Source organism: Flavobacteriales bacterium, from assembly GCA_016124845.1.
GTDB lineage: Bacteria > Bacteroidota > Bacteroidia > UBA10329 > UBA10329 > UBA10329.
Window position 1 is genome coordinate 114,972 of the sequence record WGMW01000009.1, and the last position, 15,627, is coordinate 130,598.

Consider the following 15,627-nt stretch of genomic DNA (forward strand, 5'->3'; position numbering starts at 1 on the left):
CCGAACAGAACAACCCCGAAATTTCACCTTTATCAACACTACCTCCACTTTTTACCACCACCAATTTTATACTAAAACGTACTTAATCTTCGTTAATCCGTAACCTTTATGTAGCTTTGAACTATAAAGTTTTCAACAGTTGTGGTAAACTGTGGTAAATAGTGGTAGATAATCCATTACTTTACCTGATAAATCCCTGAGGAATTGACCAACATCATCGGGACATACGAGTGTAAGGTGGACGCCAAAGGCCGACTCATGCTTCCTACAGCATTGAAGAAGCAGTTGATGTCTGACCTCGAGCGTGGCTTCGTTATGAAGCGCGGCATGTTCGAGAAATGCCTTGAACTCTACCCGATGAGCGAGTGGGACGACAAGATGAACTTGGTGAACAGACTCAACAAGTTCGTTCGCAAGAATGTCGAGTTCATTCGATTGTTCACTGCCGGGGTTAAGATCGTTGAGCTTGATGTGACCGGTCGATTGCTGATCCCCAAAGACCTTGTGGGATTCGGAGCAATTGACAAGGACATCGTTCTCGCAAGTGCCGGTACCTATGTGGAAATATGGGACAAGGACGCTTACGAGGCCAAGCTGAGCAATCCTGAAACAGACATTGCCACACTGGCTGAAGAAGTCATGGGCAGCCTTAAAGACGGGGCTGATGACCTACCATGACCCCGTCCTGTTACAGGAATGCGTTGACGGCTTAATGATCGACCCTGATGGGGTTTACGTGGATCTGACCTTCGGAGGAGGCGGCCATTCACGGGAGATCTTAAAGCATTTGAAAGGTGGACATCTGTTCGCCTTCGATCAAGATAAAGACGCACAAATGAACTTGGTTCAGGACAGTCGATTCACATTCATCCCGCACAACTTCAGATACGTACGCAACTTTCTGAAGTACTACGGAGCGTTGCCTGTGAACGGTATTTTGGCCGACCTCGGTATTTCATCACACCAAATTGATGAGGCAAGCCGAGGATTCAGCACGCGTGCTGATGGCCCATTGGACATGCGCATGTCCGCTGGAATTGAGCTTACCGCACACAAGGTCATTAACGAGTATTTGGTCGAAGACCTTGCGCGGATCTTCCGAGAAAACTCCGACCTACAGGAGGCTTGGAAACTCTCGAATGCGATTGTGAATGCGCGCGGCAACGGCTCCATCGACAGCATCGAAGCATTCAAAGCAATTGCCACACCATTGGCGCAAAGAGGAAAGGAGAACAGTTTCCTGTCTCGCGTTTTTCAGGCCATCCGCATTGAGGTGAACGATGAAATGAACGCCTTGAAAGAGATGTTGACTCAAATGCCGAACCTGTTGGCCGAAGGCGGAAGATTGGTGGTCATTTCTTACCACTCACTGGAAGACCGCATGGTGAAGAATCTGGTCCGTAGCGGCAACATTGAAGGAAAGATCGAGAAGGATTTCTACGGAAAACCGATCGTGCCGTTCGAGGCTGTGAATCGCAAACCAATCATCCCAACGGATGAGGAAATAGAAAGGAACCCGCGCGCACGAAGCGCCAAGCTCCGCATTGCAGAAAAAGTGAAATGAGCACCGAAGCGAAAAATACCAACGGAGATTCCATCGCGAAGCGCGTGCTTGGTGTGCTGGACGGAAGTTTCCTGACACGCGACAACGTGCTCAACAACATCCCGTACCTGCTCTTCCTGTTCGGCATCGGCATCTTCTACATCGGCAACAGCCACTACGGAGAGGGCACCATCATCGGCATGGAAAAACTGAACCGCGAGTTGAAAGACCTGAAGTCGGAATTCATCTCCACGCGCTCGGAACTGATGTTCGTGAGCAAGCAGAGTGAGGTGGCAAAAGCAGTTGCCCCAATGGGCATTTACGAGAGCGTGGTTCCACCAAAGAAAATCGTCATCAAACCAGAAGAGAAGCCAGAGAATTGAGTCTTGAAAAACAAATAAAGACCCGAGTCTATCTGTCGTACGGACTGATGTGCGTGTTTGCGCTGGCCATTGTTGGTCGCGTGGCGCAATTGCAGTTCATTGAAGGTGAAAAGTGGCGCGAAAAAGCGGAATCGCAGACCACCGCCTTCCGAGAGATCGAAGCTGCGCGTGGCAACATCTTCGCGGCAGACGGAAGCCTTTTGGCCACTTCCGAACCGATCTATGAAATCCGTTGGGATGCGGCCATTCCAGCACTTTCTGATGAGTATTTCAACGAACACATCGACAAACTCTCGCAACAGCTTGCTGGTCTTTTCAAGGATAAATCTGCCCAAACCTATAAGCGCGAACTGACACAGGCGCGCCTCAACAAGAGCCAGTATTTCCTTATTAAAAGGAGAGTTGGCCACAAGGAACTGAAGGCGCTTCGCGAGTTTGAGATCTTCAATCGTGGCAAGTACAAAGGCGGGCTGATCTATCATCAATACAACAAGCGCGCGAAGCCGTTCAAGCATCTTGCAGCGCGAACCATCGGTTACGACCGCCCCGACTTTAGCGTTGGGCTGGAAGGTGCGTACTCGAAAGAGCTCTCTGGAGTTGGCGGCAAACGACTGATGCAGAAGATCGCTGGCGGAAACTGGAAACCGCTGAACGATGAGAACGAGGTGGAACCTGAGGATGGCTCCGACCTTATCACTTCCATCGACATCAACATTCAGGACGTAGCCGAACATGCGCTTTACACACAACTTCAGAAGCATGGCGCGCACCACGGCTGTGCTGTTCTGATGGAAGTGGAAACAGGTGCCATCAAGGCCATCGCCAATCTTACCGAACAGGAAGATGGCAGCTACGCAGAGGTCTTCAACTACGCCATTGGTGCGGCCACCGAGCCTGGTTCAACCTTCAAACTGGCAAGTATGATCTGCCTGTTGGAAGATGGCTATGTGGACATCACCGACTCGGTTGACATCGAAGGCGGCATCAAGCGCTATTACAGCGAGACCATGAAGGACTCGAAAACGGGCGTTTATGATAAGATAACAGTCGCCAAAGCATTCGAAATCTCCTCCAACGTTGGAATCTCAAAACTGGTAACGCAACACTACCAGAAAGACCCGAAGAAAATGGTGGACCGTTTGCGAAAAATGCACCTCGACCAACCGCTTGGATTGGAGATCAAAGGGGAAGGACAACCTTCCATTCCATCGCCAGATGATAAAACGTGGTCGGGCATCTCGTTGCCTTGGATGAGCATCGGGTACGAAGTATTGGAAACACCTCTTCAGATACTGACGCTTTACAACGCAATAGCGAACAATGGCCGCATGGTGAAGCCGCGTTTTGTCAACAGCATCGCGAAGCATGGAAGCATTGAAAAGGAGTTCCCAACGGTCGTGTTGGAAGAAAAGATCTGTTCCCAAGAAACGGTTGACAACCTCAAACTCCTGATGGAAGGCGTGGTGGAACACGGAACAGCTCGCAACCTGAAGCACGCCAACTACAAGATCGCAGGTAAAACGGGAACCGCGCAGATCTCGAAAGGTGGAAGTTACCACCAGAACCGAAGCTATCAGGCATCTTTCGTAGGCTATTTCCCTGCGGAGAAGCCACGCTATTCGTGCATTGTGGTAGTGGATTCGCCAACCAGTTCGGTTTACTACGGAAACCTGGTTGCAGGCCCCGTTTTCAAAGAGATCAGCGACAAGGTCTATTCCACGCAAGTGAAGATGTTGGAGGAAGTTGCCTCCGACCCTGAAATGGCAGATGGCCGCATTCCATTTGCCAAAGTCACCGAGAAAAAAGACCTGATGACCGCACTTGGTTCACTTGAGATCAAGGCCGAAGTGAAAGACCCAGACGCGAAATGGGCCGTGGCAAGTGCCGACAGCAATGAAGTAGAAATCACGGAGCGCGAAGTGATAGAAAACCTTGTTCCACGAGTGGTAGGAATGGGCGCCATGGATGCGCTCTATCTACTCGAAAACGCTGGTTTGAAAGTGACAATGGAAGGTTCGGGAGTTGTCCGTCAACAGTCGATCATTCCAGGAACACGCATCACCGAAGGACGCGAAATAACCATCCGCCTATCATGAAATTGCTGAAGGACATATTGTATCGGGCAGGCATTGAAGAGGTGGTGGGTTCAACCAACGTGGCCATTGAAAACGTGTGTATCGATTCGCGCGAAGCGAAGAAATTCTCGCTTTTCATCGCTGTGAGAGGCACGCTGACTGACGGCCATGCTTACATCGAAAAGGCGATTGAGCAAGGCGCATTGGCCATCGTTTGCGAGGAGCTTCCGAAGGAACTGAAAAAGGAAGTGAACTACGTGCAAGTGAAGAACAGCCGCTATGCTGCAGGCGTCATCGCTTCGAACTTCTTCGACAATCCTTCGCAAGATTTGAAACTGGTTGGCGTAACTGGAACCAACGGTAAAACAACCACCGCCACGCTTCTCTACGAACTGTTCAGGGCGTTGGGCTACAAGGTCGGATTGATTTCAACGGTCAGAAACCTGATCAACGATACCGTTGTTGCAGCCACGCACACCACTCCAGACCCGATCAACCTGAACAGACTTTTGGCTGAAATGGTGGATTCTGGTTGCGAATTCTGCTTCATGGAAGTGAGTTCGCATGCGTTGGATCAGCACCGTGTGGCTGGAATCGAATTCGCGGGAGCCATTTTCACCAACATCACTCACGACCATCTCGATTACCACCAGACGTTCAGCAATTACATCAAGGCGAAGAAGATGCTGTTCGATGGACTTTCATCCAAGGCATTTGCACTGGTCAATGTGGATGACAAGAATGGTGAGGTGATGGTGCAGAACACCAAGGCCAAGATCGTTACCTATGGTCTGAAATCGATGGCTGATCGCAAGGCCAAAATCCTTGAGAACAACCTTACTGGACTGATCCTGAACATTGACGGACAGGAAGTGATCACGCGATTGATCGGTTCGTTCAATGCCTACAATATTCTGAGCGTTTACGGAGCAGCGCTCGAACTGAAAGAAGAGAAACTGCAAATCCTGACCACACTCAGCAACTTGCATTCGCCAGACGGTCGCTTCCAATTCATCAAAACGGAGAACAACATTCTTGGGATTGTGGATTACGCCCACACGCCCGATGCGCTGGATAACGTGCTTTCGACCATTCACGAACTGCGCACCGGAAATGAAAAACTGGTCACGCTTGTGGGTTGTGGTGGCGACCGCGACAAGACCAAGCGACCAGAAATGGCCCGCATTGCAGCTGAAGGCAGCGACAAGGTCATTCTCACTTCTGACAATCCGCGAAGCGAAGACCCGCTGGCCATCATCGAAGACATGAAAGCTGGCCTTGACCCAGTTCTGAAAAAGAAAGCTGTGACCATCATCGACCGCGCGGAAGCTATCCGCACGGCCTGCATGTTGGTTCAGCCAGGCGACATCATTCTTGTGGCTGGAAAAGGCCACGAGAAATACCAGGAGATCAAAGGTATTCGCACGCCATTTGACGACATGGAAGTACTCACCACCAACCTCAAACAGATCCACTGATGCTATACTATCTGTTCGACTTCCTTGAATCGCATTACCATCTGCCAGGAGCTGGCGTGTTCCAGTACATCTCATTCCGAGCGGCTGCGAGCATCATCACTTCGCTTATCATTTCGATGTTGATCGGCAAGAAGGTGATTGAGTTCCTACAACTGAAGCAAGTGGGTGAGATCGTTCGCGACCTCGACCTCGCAGGCCAAGTTGCCAAGCAGGGAACACCTACAATGGGCGGAATCATCATCCTCTCCTCCATCGTCATTCCAACGCTACTATTCGCGCAGCTTCATAATGTGTACGTGATTCTGATGCTGGTCTCCACCGTTTGGTTGGGACTGATCGGCTTCGCGGATGACTACATCAAGGTCTTCAAACGAGATAAGGAAGGTTTGGCCGGAAGGTTCAAGATCATGGGCCAGATCGGCATCGGGATCATCGTTGGATGCACGCTTTATTTCAACGAAGATGTAGCCATAAAAGACCGACTGGTACATGGCGGAGAAACCGTTGAAACGGTTGTGGATGGAAAAACCGTTGAACTCCAGCGAACTCCAGTTTATGGCGAACCTGAACACTCACTGGTCACTACGATTCCGTTCGTAAAAGACAACGAATTCGATTACAGTTCGCTCCTATTCTTCTTGGGCGATAAAGCGAAAGACTGGGGTTGGTTGATCTTCATTCCGATTGTCATCTTCATCGTGACGGCTGTTTCCAACGGAGCCAATCTTACCGATGGTCTGGATGGTCTGGCCACTGGAACTTCAGCGATTGCGGGAGTCACACTTGGAGCATTGGCCTACGTTTCGGGTAACATCATTTTTGCCGATTACCTAAATATCATGTACATCCCAGGTTCGGGCGAATTGGTGGTGTACATCGCAGCCTTTGTTGGTGCATGTGTCGGTTTTCTATGGTACAACCAGTACCCAGCTCAGGTTTTCATGGGCGATACAGGAAGCTTGGCATTGGGCGGCATCATAGCGGTTTTCGCGTTGGCAATACGTAAGGAACTGCTCATCCCGATTCTGTGCGGAATCTTCCTGATGGAGAACCTTTCGGTGGTGATGCAGGTGAGCTACTTCAAGTACACCAAGAAGAAATATGGCGAAGGCCGCAGAATCTTCCTCATGTCTCCGCTGCACCATCACTACCAGAAAAAGGGCTGGCACGAAGCGAAGATCGTAGGCCGCTTTTGGATCGTAGGCATCATGCTCGCAGTACTCACCATTGTAACCCTGAAACTCAGATAATGGCAGAGCGACTCGTCATATTGGGCGGTGGTGAAAGCGGTGCGGGCGCAGCGTACCTCGGTCAGAAAAAGGGCTGGGACGTCTTCCTTTCCGACAAAGGAAAGCTGAAGGAAAAGTACGCGAAGAACCTGAAAAGCTGGCAGATCGACTTTGAGGAAGGCGTGCATTCCGAAGAGAAAATCCTGAACGCTGACCTCGTGATCAAAAGCCCTGGAATTCCTGAAACGGCTCCTTTGGTTCAGTCGCTTCGCAAGAAGGGTGTTCCTGTGGTTTCGGAGATCGAATTCGGGTTAAAGTACACGAACGCGAAGACTATCGGAATTACAGGTACAAACGGCAAGACCACTACTACCCTGCTCACCCATCACATGCTTACCAAAGCAGGTTTGAATGCTGGTTTGGCTGGCAACGTTGGTAAGAGCTTGGCTTGGCAGGTAGCCGATACGGAATTCGATTACCTCGTACTCGAATTGAGCAGCTTCCAGCTGGATGACATGTACGACAGTCGCATCAATCTGGCTGTGTTGCTGAACATCACTCCAGACCATTTGGACCGCTACGGAAACATGGAAGCCTACATCAATTCCAAATTCCGCATCACGCAGAATCAGACGGAAGAAGATGCTTTCATCTACTGCGCGGATGATTCGAATATCACTTCATCGCTGAACGCCTTACAGAAAGCCAAGCGCTACCCATTCAGCCTGAACGCAACTGTTGCCGAAGGCGCTTACATCGAACAGAATAATCTCAACATAAACCTCAACAACTCAAACTTTACCATGTCGATCCACGAACTTGCACTACAGGGCAAACACAATTCCTACAACTCAATGGCCGCGGGAATTGTAGGTCGCCTCTTGGAGCTTCGCAAAGAAACTGTCCGAGAAAGCCTGAGCGATTTCAATGCCGTTGAACACCGCCTCGAATCGGTCGGGAAAGTTCAGGGAATTGAGTTCATCAACGACTCGAAAGCCACCAACATCAACTCTACATGGTATGCGCTGGAGTGCATGAACCAGCCTGTGATCTGGATCGTGGGCGGGGTTGATAAAGGCAACGATTACAGCATTGTGGCCGATCTGGTGAGGGACAAGGTGAAGGCCATCATCTGCCTTGGCACAGACAACGAGAAAATCCACAAAGCCTTTGAGGGTATTGTTGAGACCATTGTGGATACGCAGTCTGCCGAGGAAGCCGTGAAAGCGAGTTACTATCTGGGCAAAAAAGGAGATGCCGTGTTGCTTTCGCCAGCTTGCGCCAGCTTCGACCTGTTTGAGAATTATGAGGACCGCGGACGCAAGTTCAAAACTGCTGTTCGATCACTATAAACCAAGGAAACCTAAACCCCATGAGAGATAAAAAGTGGAACACCCCAGTGCAGACTGAGCAGGAAATGTTCAACAGTTTGCTCGAATTGAGAAAGCAGATTCTTGAGGAAAGTGTGTCTGATGTTCAGAGCACGCGTCACCGCCAGGAGAGCGTAGCTGTTTGGAATGACATCGAGTTCATTAACGATTCGAAAGCCACCAATGTGGATCTGACGTGGTATTCGTTGGAGCGTTTGCAAGGAACAGCTGTTTGGATTGTGGGCGGACTGCAACCCGGACAGGATTACAGCATGCTGAAAGAGCTGGTTTCAGATAAGGTGCGTGCCATTGTTTGTCTGGGGCGTGAGAACGGAAACGTCTTCAAAACCTTCCTCACAGATGCGGAAGTGATTGTTGGGGCAAGCACAGCCGATGAGGCCGTGAAAGCTGCCGCAACCTTGGCTCGTCCAGGCGATAAGATCATTCTTTCACCAGCCTGTTCAAGCCACGATCTATTTGACAGCTACGAAGACCGCGGAAATCAATTCACGAAAGCGGTTCAAAAATTCATTGACTCCAAGAAGTAAGAAATGGGCTCGCTGATGCGGAAATATCTTCAGGGCGACATGGTCATTTGGGCCGTGGTGTTCCTGCTGTCCCTTATTTCCGTGTTGGCCGTGTACAGCGCCACCAACAATTTGGCGCACATCGAAAAGGCCGGAAACACCGAATTCTACCTTTTCAAACACTTCCTCATCATCGCACTCGGCTGGGGAATCATCTACTTCGTACACAAGATTCCGTACAACTATTTCTCGCGCATTGCGCAGATATTCCTTTGGATCTCCATACCGCTGTTGGCCGTGACATTGGTTGCGGGAACATCTGTGAACTCAGCTTCGCGCTGGCTCACACTTCCCGTCATCAACATCACATTCCAAACCTCCGACCTTGCTAAACTGGCGTTGATCGCCTACTTGGCGCGACTCCTTTCAAGAAGACAGGAAGTTTTGGACGATTTCACGGAAGGCTTCCTTCAGATCGTGTGGCCAGTACTGATCATCTGTGCATTGATTCTTCCAGCGAACTTCTCTACTGCGGCCGTGCTATTTGCTACATCATTGATCCTCATGTTCATCGGCCGCGTTAAGATCAAGTACTTGGCCGGACTCGTTGGCTCCATCATCATATCAGGCGCATTCGTATTCCTGCTTTCCTACGCACTTCCGATTGAGAAAGTGCTACCACGTTTCGGAACGTGGAAAGCGCGTGTGGAAACCTTCATGAGCAAGGAGGAAACACAGGAAATGGCCGATGCCAATTACCAGACCGAGCAAGCCAAAATTGCCATCGCCACAGGCGGAATCACAGGTGTTGGACCTGGAAACAGCGTTCAGCGGAACAGACTTCCGAGTGCGTACGCGGATTTCATCTACGCTATCATTATTGAGGAATGGGGCTTCATTGGCGGCATGTCCATTCTGTTCCTGTATCTGATTCTACTGTTCCGCGGATTGCGAATCGTACATAAGGGAACAACCGTATTCGGAACGCTGCTTGCGTTCGGCTGCACGTTCAGCCTCATCTTCCAGGCGTTCATCAACATGGCGGTGGCCGTAAATCTGTTCCCCGTAACTGGACAACCATTGCCGCTTCTGAGTATGGGCGGAACTTCCATTTGGTTCACCTCCATTTCCATTGGAATGATCTTAAGTGTAAGTCGCGCATTAGCCCCCTCATCCCCCAAAGGGGGAAGTGTCACAGAGATTTCCGACAACAGTTTCACCGAAGCTCAACTTGTCAATGGATAATCGCAAAAACATACAGTTTGCTCCAATCCCCCCTTTGGGGGGCGGGGGGGCTGTCCGCGTGATCATATCAGGTGGAGGAACGGGCGGACACATCTTCCCTGCCATTGCCATTGCCAATGCGTTGAAGAAACTGCAATCAGATGTGGAGATTCTTTTCGTGGGTGCTTTGGGTAAGATGGAAATGGAAAAAGTTCCAGCCGCGGGATACAAAATTGTCGGGCTGAACATTTCGGGGCTCAACCGCAGCAACATGCTCAAGAATTTGGCCTTCCCATTCAAGTTGATCGGAAGCCTATTGAAGTCATTGAAGATCATCAAGGAATTCAAACCGAACGTGGTTGTGGGTGTCGGTGGTTTCGCCAGCGGACCAGTGATGTATGCTGCAAGCAGCGTTCGAATTCCAACGGTAATTCAAGAGCAGAATTCCTATGCAGGAATCACCAACAAATTGCTTGGTAAGAAGGCAAAGAAGGTGTGCGTGGCCTACGATGGCATGGACAAATTCTTCCCGGCAAAAAGTCTCATCCGAACGGGAAACCCTGTTCGTCAGGATATTCTGAATCTGGACGGAAAACGCGAGGAAGGACAGAAGACCTTCAACCTCGACCCAACCAAGAAAACGCTGCTAGTGATCGGTGGAAGTTTGGGCGCGCGCTCCATCAACTTGGCTGTGAAAGCACACATCGAAGACTTCATAAAAGCCGATGTACAAGTGGTTTGGCAAACAGGCAAACTCTTCATCGAGGAAGCGAAAAAAGCGGTGGCAGATGCCAACGCCACCAACTTCTTCGTATCAGATTTCATCTACTCCATGGATCAAGCGTACGCGGTGGCCGATGTCGTGCTGTCGCGCGCGGGTGCCAGTTCCATTTCAGAACTGTGTATCGTGGGAAAACCATCGGTGTTGGTTCCATTCCCATTTGCAGCAGAAGACCATCAGACTAAGAATGCACAAGCGTTGGTGGATGTAGATGCAGCCATTCTTGTCCCAGATGCAGAAGCTGGCGCAAGAGCGTGCGAAGAAGCATTGAAACTATTGTCCGATGAAGCCACTCAAACACGCTTCATAACCAACATAAAGAAACTGGCACTTCCGAATGCAGATGAGGAAATCGCCAAAGAGATCTTGAAACTGGCAAAGGCCGCATGAGACCGGAACAGAACATATCGGTTTTAGAGAACAGGCTACTGAAAGAGCTTTCTGTGCTGATTGAGCGTGGCAGACAGGAAGCTACAGCACATGTCAATAGCACCATGACCTTGGTGTTTTGGGAAATCGGGAAACGAATCAACTCGGAAATCCTTGACAGCCAGCGTGCTGCGTATGGAAAACAAATTGTCGCGACAGTGTCGCGACAATTGACAGAACTGTACGGAAGGGGTTTCACCGAGAAAGGCGTGAGGCGTATGATGCAATTTGCAGAACAGTTTACCGATCGAGAAAAAGTCGCGACACTGTCGCGACAATTGAGTTGGTCACATTTTGTCCTTCTGCTTCCACTGAAAAAAGAAGAGGCCAGACATTTCTATGCCGAGAAAATAACTTTAGAAAACTGGAGCGTTCGCGAATTGCAGCACAACATCAGTCGAAAGGCATTTGAGCGGACAGCAATCACCGACCTTCAACTACAGAACACCAATCTTGAAGCAAACCGCATGTTCAAGGATCCATACCTCCTTGACTTTCTCGGTCTGAAAGACACGTATCTGGAAGCCGATCTGGAGCAAGCGATCATACAGGAACTTGAAAAGTTCATACTCGAAATCGGTCGGGGATTTGCCTTTGTGGAACGGCAAAAGCGGATAATAATAGACGGTGAGGACTTCTATCTGGATCTCCTGTTCTTCCATCGCTCATTGAGAAGACTGGTTGCCATCGAACTGAAGTTGGGCAAATTCCAAGCGGCACATAAGGGACAGATGGAGCTCTACCTGAAATGGCTGGACAGGCACGAACGCCAAGACGGAGAAGAAACGCCCATCGGCCTGATTCTCTGCGCAGAGAGCAACAAGGAGCAGATAGAACTGCTGGAAATGCACAAGGACGGAATCATGGTGGCGGAATACTGGACAGAACTTCCCCCGAAAAAAGAACTTGAAAAGCGACTTCACCGCGCCTTGGAAGAAGCCCGTGAAAGAATTGAACGCAGAAAGATCGCTGAATAACGTGAAAGCGCTGAACGACATACAAGCTGTCTATCTGATCGGTATCGGAGGTATCGGTATGAGCGCGCTTGCTCGCTATTTCGCGAAGCAAGGAAAAGCCGTTGCAGGCTACGACCGCTTCTCCACCGAACTCACCAAAGAGCTGGAAGCGAGTGGTATAGCGGTGCATTATTCGGATGATGTGAATGCGATTCATTCATCATTCAAGAGTGCTGCAAGTACGCTTATCATCTACACGCCAGCCGTTCCGAAGAATCATTCAGAATTGAACTTCTTCCGTGAGAACGGATTTGAAGTATTGAAGCGCTCGGAGGTATTGGGCGTGCTTTCCAACACCTACAGAACGGTTGCGGTAGCAGGAACGCATGGCAAGACGACCACAAGTTCAATTATTGCGCATTTGCTCAAGTCGTCATCGAAAGACTGCAACGCTTTCTTGGGCGGCATCAGCACCAACTACAACACGAACCTACTCACTTCAACAAGTTCTGACCTGATGGTAGTTGAAGCGGATGAGTTCGACCGTTCGTTCCTGACGCTTTCGCCAGAGATTGCCATCGTCACTTCTGTAGATGCCGACCACTTGGACATTTACGGCACGGCCGATGACATGCTCGATTCATTCAAGCAGTTCACTGAGCGCGTGACGGAAAACGGAACGTTGATCTACCGTCTCGGACTTCCATTTTCGGAAACATCAAAACGCAATTTCACTTATTCGGTGAGTGAGAAAAGCGACTACTATACCTCTGCCCTTTCCATCGAGAACGGGCAGTACAAATTCGACCTTCATTCTCCCTCGGGAAAACTGAAAGACCTGAAATTCGGAATGCCTGGTCTGCATAACGTGGAGAACGCGGTGGCGGCTTTCGCGGCTGTGGATCAGTTGGGTCTTTCGGAAGCGGAGATCCGCAACGGATTGGCCACTTACAAAGGCGTGAAGCGCAGATTCGAAGTACACATCAATACTGACAATCTGGTTTACATTGATGATTACGCACATCATCCAACGGAAATCTCTGCATGTATCGGTTCGGTTCGTGAACTGTTCCCAGGACGCAAGGTAAAAGGCATTTTCCAGCCGCACCTGTTCAGCCGCACCAAGGATCACATGAACGAATTCGCCAGCAGCCTTTCGCAGTTGGATGAAGTGACCTTGCTTGAGATCTATCCTGCACGCGAAGAAGCGATTCCTGGAATCACCTCATCTGCTCTGCTGGAAAGAATCTCGAATCCTGCCAAGGAATTGGTGAGCAAGCAAACTATGGTGGATGAACTTTCTGCCGCAGAACTGGACATACTGCTCACCATGGGTGCGGGAGACATCGACCAATTGGTTTCACCCATCAAACAGAAACTGATGTCATGATCAAGCGCATTCTGAACATAGCATTTGTGTTTCTGGGCATCATCGGGCTCTTCGTTTCATTGGCGTTCACCGCCCGCGAATCGGACAAGATCCTGTGCGAGGACATCCGCATTGAGGTGGATCCGGGAAGTGGCGTGTTCTTCGTGACGAACGAGGATGTGATGGACATGATCAACAGCAAGGGCGGTCCGAAAGGCAAGCCGATCTCTTCTGTTCCGATCGCGGCTTACGAGCGCCACATTGCTTCCGATCCATCGGTAAAACGAGCCGAAGTATACACCAAGCACAATGGCGTGTTTGCGGTGAAAGTGTATCAGCGCGAACCGATCCTGCGTGTGTTCAATTCCAACGGGGAAAGTTTCTACCTCGACAAGGAAGGAAACGTGATGCCGACCAGTCAGAACTACACCGCGCGTGTGCCTGTGGCAAGCGGTTTCATCATGGAGAAGACGCATTTGATGCAGCGCTACAATGTGGCAACCATGAAGGACAGCCTCAAGAATGTTTCATGCTTGGACGAACTGTTCGACCTGGCCACATTCATCAGAGGCACCGAATTCTGGAAAGCGAACATCCAGCAAATTGTGGTAGAACCGAACGGAGAGCTCACACTTATCCCAACCGTTGGAGACCACTCCATTCTGCTTGGCCGCACCGACAAGATGGAGGAGAAATTCAAGAAGCTTCACCTCTTCTATACCAAAGGACTCAACAAAACCGGATGGGAGCCTTACTCCCACATCAACCTTAAATACAAAGACCAGGTTATCTGCACCAAAAAGAACAGCTAATGGAAAATTCAGACATCGTAGTAGGACTTGACATCGGAACAACCAAAATTGCTTGCATTGTTGGTAAACGCGATGAGCATGGCAAGATCGAGATTCTCGGCATCGGCAAATCGGAGTCGCTGGGCGTGAGCCGGGGCGTGGTGGCCAACATCGACAAGACCGTGCAGTCGATCCGCACGGCTGTGGAAGAGGCCGAGCAGAAAACGGGCATCAAGATCAAGTACGTGAATGTGGGTATTGCAGGGCAGCACATAAAGTCGTTGCAGCACCGTGGCATTTATACTCGCGATTCTATTGAAACGGAGATCGCCAAAGAGGACGTTCGCAACCTGATCCGCGACATGTACAAACTACAGATGTTGCCAGGTGAAGAGATCATCCACGTGCTGCCACAAGAGTATATCGTAGACAACGAGCAAGGCATCAAAGATCCTGTGGGAATGAGCGGCATCCGTCTGGAAGCCAACTTCCACATCATTACAGGGCAGATCGCTGCCGCGAAAAACATTCACCGTTGTGCGTTCAAAGCTGGTCTTTCGGTTACTGAGTTGATCCTTGAACCACTTGCTTCTTCTGCCGCTGTTCTCAGCGATGAGGAAATGGAAGCAGGTGTGGCCTTGGTTGATATCGGTGGTGGTACAACCGACATCGCCATCTTCCAAGACAATATCATCCGTCACACGGCTGTGATCCCGTTCGGTGGTAACATCATCACCGAAGACATCAAGGAAGGTTGCACCATCATCAAGCATCAAGCAGAATTGCTGAAGGTGAAATTCGGTTCGGCCCTTGCAACTGAAGCGAAGGACAACGAGATCGTTTCCATCCCAGGATTGCGTGGTCGCGAACCGCGCGAGATCAGCCTCAAGAATCTGGCGAGCATCATTCAGGCGCGTATGGAAGAGATCATTGAGCACGTGTACTACGAGATCAAGAACTCCGGGTACGAGAAGAAGCTTATCGGAGGCATCGTGGTAACGGGTGGTGGTTCCAACCTCCGCTACTTGCCGCAGTTGATGGAGTACGTGACAGGAATGGACGTGCGTGTCGGCTATCCGAACGAGCACCTCGCCAGCGGCAACACCGATGACGTGACCAGCCCGATCTTCTCAACGGGTGTTGGACTTGTGATGAAAGGCCTTGAGTTCAAAGACGAGTTGGCTGCCAAAGGCATGACCATCGAAGACTGGGCGGAAGGCCGCGAAGGAACGCCTGTTGTGAAAAAGACCGCAGAACCTGCTGCAACAGCTGAAGCAGAAGAAGAGGAAACAACGCTTTCGGAGGCGGAAGAAGTGGCCCGCGAGGTGGCGGAAGAAAAGAACAACAGCCCATTCGGCTCATTACGTAATCTGGGCAAACGCCTCGAGCGCTGGATGAACGAAGGCATTGAATGACAATGGTTCCTGGTTATTGAGAAGACAGTTATTAAGGTCAGAATCAATACCAGTTTC

14 protein-coding genes are annotated in these 15,627 nt (G+C 50.2%); all 14 read left to right on the forward strand.

The annotated features are described in order from the left end of the window. Positions 1-204 precede the first annotated feature (204 nt). Genes GC178_04595 through ftsA form a run of 14 tightly spaced genes read left to right on the forward strand, consistent with a single transcriptional unit; the run spans position 205 to position 15,570 of the window. Complete coding sequence (locus GC178_04595; protein MBI1286838.1) at positions 205-678, forward strand: division/cell wall cluster transcriptional repressor MraZ; 474 nt, start codon at positions 205-207, stop codon at positions 676-678. Continuing rightward, positions 665-1,564, forward strand: a complete 900-nt coding sequence (gene rsmH, locus GC178_04600; protein ID MBI1286839.1) for a 16S rRNA (cytosine(1402)-N(4))-methyltransferase RsmH — start codon at positions 665-667, stop codon at positions 1,562-1,564. Before GC178_04595 ends, rsmH begins: the two co-directional genes overlap by 14 nt. Further along, on the forward strand, positions 1,561-1,926 hold the full coding sequence (locus GC178_04605; protein ID MBI1286840.1) for a hypothetical protein: 366 nt from the start codon (positions 1,561-1,563) through the stop codon (positions 1,924-1,926). Before rsmH ends, GC178_04605 begins: the two co-directional genes overlap by 4 nt. Further along, positions 1,923-4,022: a PASTA domain-containing protein gene (locus tag GC178_04610; GenBank protein MBI1286841.1), complete on the forward strand. Its 2,100-nt coding sequence runs from the start codon at positions 1,923-1,925 to the stop codon at positions 4,020-4,022. Before GC178_04605 ends, GC178_04610 begins: the two co-directional genes overlap by 4 nt. Beyond that, positions 4,019-5,479, forward strand: coding sequence for a UDP-N-acetylmuramoyl-L-alanyl-D-glutamate--2,6-diaminopimelate ligase (locus GC178_04615; protein MBI1286842.1), 1,461 nt, complete (start codon positions 4,019-4,021; stop codon positions 5,477-5,479). Before GC178_04610 ends, GC178_04615 begins: the two co-directional genes overlap by 4 nt. After that, on the forward strand, positions 5,479-6,729 hold the full coding sequence (locus GC178_04620) for a phospho-N-acetylmuramoyl-pentapeptide-transferase (protein ID MBI1286843.1): 1,251 nt from the start codon (positions 5,479-5,481) through the stop codon (positions 6,727-6,729). The genes GC178_04615 and GC178_04620 overlap by 1 nt, the downstream gene beginning before the upstream one ends. Then, positions 6,729-8,060, forward strand: coding sequence for a UDP-N-acetylmuramoyl-L-alanine--D-glutamate ligase (gene murD / locus GC178_04625; protein MBI1286844.1), 1,332 nt, complete (start codon positions 6,729-6,731; stop codon positions 8,058-8,060). The genes GC178_04620 and murD overlap by 1 nt, the downstream gene beginning before the upstream one ends. Positions 8,061-8,080: 20 nt before the next feature. After that, a complete protein-coding gene (locus GC178_04630) occupies positions 8,081-8,626 on the forward strand; it encodes a hypothetical protein (protein MBI1286845.1) in 546 nt (181 codons plus the stop codon). 3 nt (positions 8,627-8,629) lie between these two features. After that, entirely contained in the window at positions 8,630-9,850 is a 1,221-nt protein-coding gene (locus tag GC178_04635; GenBank protein ID MBI1286846.1) for a cell division protein FtsW, read from the forward strand. Further along, positions 9,843-11,000: an undecaprenyldiphospho-muramoylpentapeptide beta-N-acetylglucosaminyltransferase gene (gene murG / locus GC178_04640; GenBank protein MBI1286847.1), complete on the forward strand. Its 1,158-nt coding sequence runs from the start codon at positions 9,843-9,845 to the stop codon at positions 10,998-11,000. The genes GC178_04635 and murG overlap by 8 nt, the downstream gene beginning before the upstream one ends. Next, positions 10,997-12,016 (forward strand): DUF1016 family protein, encoded by a 1,020-nt coding sequence (locus tag GC178_04645; protein ID MBI1286848.1) that lies wholly within the window; start codon positions 10,997-10,999, stop codon positions 12,014-12,016. The genes murG and GC178_04645 overlap by 4 nt, the downstream gene beginning before the upstream one ends. Before the next feature lie 19 nt (positions 12,017-12,035). After that, positions 12,036-13,385 (forward strand): UDP-N-acetylmuramate--L-alanine ligase, encoded by a 1,350-nt coding sequence (locus GC178_04650; protein ID MBI1286849.1) that lies wholly within the window; start codon positions 12,036-12,038, stop codon positions 13,383-13,385. Continuing rightward, the gene (locus tag GC178_04655) at positions 13,382-14,176 is read left to right on the forward strand and encodes a hypothetical protein (protein MBI1286850.1); all 795 of its coding nucleotides are present in this window, start codon (positions 13,382-13,384) and stop codon (positions 14,174-14,176) included. The genes GC178_04650 and GC178_04655 overlap by 4 nt, the downstream gene beginning before the upstream one ends. Further along, positions 14,176-15,570 carry a cell division protein FtsA gene (gene ftsA / locus GC178_04660; GenBank protein MBI1286851.1) on the forward strand — a complete coding sequence of 465 codons (1,395 nt, stop codon included), beginning with the start codon at positions 14,176-14,178 and terminating at the stop codon, positions 15,568-15,570. The genes GC178_04655 and ftsA overlap by 1 nt, the downstream gene beginning before the upstream one ends. Positions 15,571-15,627 lie beyond the last annotated feature (57 nt).